At 72.4% G+C, this 1,547-nt stretch carries 1 protein-coding gene; it reads right to left on the reverse strand.

What is annotated here, in order from left to right; genetic code table 11:
* Positions 1 to 57 precede the first annotated feature (57 nt).
* Entirely contained in the window at positions 58 to 1,485 is a 1,428-nt protein-coding gene (gene hisB, locus IP78_RS04455) for an imidazoleglycerol-phosphate dehydratase HisB (RefSeq protein WP_054110512.1), read from the reverse strand.
* Between the last annotated feature and the right edge of the window lie 62 nt (positions 1,486 to 1,547).

A 1,547-nucleotide genomic window follows, 5' to 3' on the forward strand; every position in this document is an offset into this window, starting at 1 on the left:
CCACCACGCTTCGCGCGGTCCCCCTCCCCCGCGAAGAGCGGGGGAGGATTTGGATCATCACAGCACCCCCTTCGTACTCGGCACGGCGTCGCCCTCGATGCGGATGGCCTGGCGCAGCGCCCGGCCGAAGCCCTTGTAGACGGCCTCGGTCTTGTGATGGTCGTCGTCGCCGGTGACCGAGATGTGGACGGCCGCGCCCAGGTGCTCGGCCAGAGAGCGGAAGACGTGGGCGGTCAGGTCGGTGCGGTACTCGCCGATGTAGGGCGTGGAGAACTCGCCCTCGAACACCGGATAGGGGCGGCCCGACAGGTCGATGGCGACATTGGCCTGGGCCTCGTCCATGGCGAGTACGAAGCCATAGCGGGCGATGCCGCGCCGCTCGCCGAGCGCCTGTTTCAGGGCCTGGCCCAGCGCGATGGCCGAGTCCTCGATGGTGTGGTGCGGGTCGGTGTGAAGGTCGCCCTCGCATTGCAGCCGCAGGGAGAAGCCGCCGTGGGCCGCGACCTGCTCCAGCATGTGGTCGAAGAAGCCGACGCCGGTCTCGATCTTGATGGGGCCGGTCGCGTCGAGGTCGACGGCGCAGACGATGCGGGTCTCCTTGGTGTCACGGACGGCCTGGCCGGTGCGGTGGGCGCGGGTCTTGCCGACGGCGAGGCCGAGCGCGGCCAGCAACCGGTCGTTGACCTCGGGCTTGAGCGACACCGGCAGGCGCAACCGGTCGCCGGACCTGTCGGCAGCGACGCCGAAGCGGGCGAGGTCGGCGAGCGTCGCCTCGATGTCGGAGGGACGCGCCATCAGGATGGGGCCGACACCGGCCTCGACCACCATGACCCGGCCGATCTCGCGCATGAGGCGGTCGCGTTCGCGGCGGACGCCGGCGATGCGTTCGGCCGTCTCGATCATGCGCGACGGGTCGAGCGCCTGCATGGCGAGGCGGACGAGCGGCTCGGGCAGGGCGTAGAGTTCGACGACCTCGAACAGGCGGGCCAGCGTCTGGGGCTGGGCCAGCGCCGCGCCGACGCGGGCACCGGCCAAGCCATAGGCCAGGGACAGGCTGCGAAGCACGACCAGATTGGCGTGGTCGCCGATCAGGGCGGCGGCGGAGGGGGCGTCGGCGAACTCGACCAGGCCCTCGTCCACGACCAGCAGGCCTGGCGACAGGCGTGCGGCCATTTCGGCGACGGCCTCCGGCGAGCCGAGGGCGCGGACGACGGTGGCGACGGTGTCGCCCTCGCTCACGCGATAGATGCGTGACAGGCCGGCGTAGGGCTCGGCGTCGGGGGCTTCGACCGAGGCGGCGTCGCGGGCGGCGAGGCGCCAGACCAGCTCCAGCCCGTGGGTCAGGCCGCGGACCGGCAGGACGCTGTCGGCGGCGACGCCGTAGATCTGGGCCATGCGGGCGGCGAGCGCGGCGGTGTCGCCGGGGTAGCGGTCGAGGCCGTCGGCGCCGGAGACCAGTGGGGGGAAGGGGGCAGGTAGGGTCATCGGGTCTCCTCCCCAGCAAGCGCAGCGCAGCGGGGGAGGGGGACCATGCGAAGCATGGTGGA

The organism is Brevundimonas sp. AAP58 (assembly GCF_001295975.1).
Taxonomy (GTDB): domain Bacteria; phylum Pseudomonadota; class Alphaproteobacteria; order Caulobacterales; family Caulobacteraceae; genus Brevundimonas.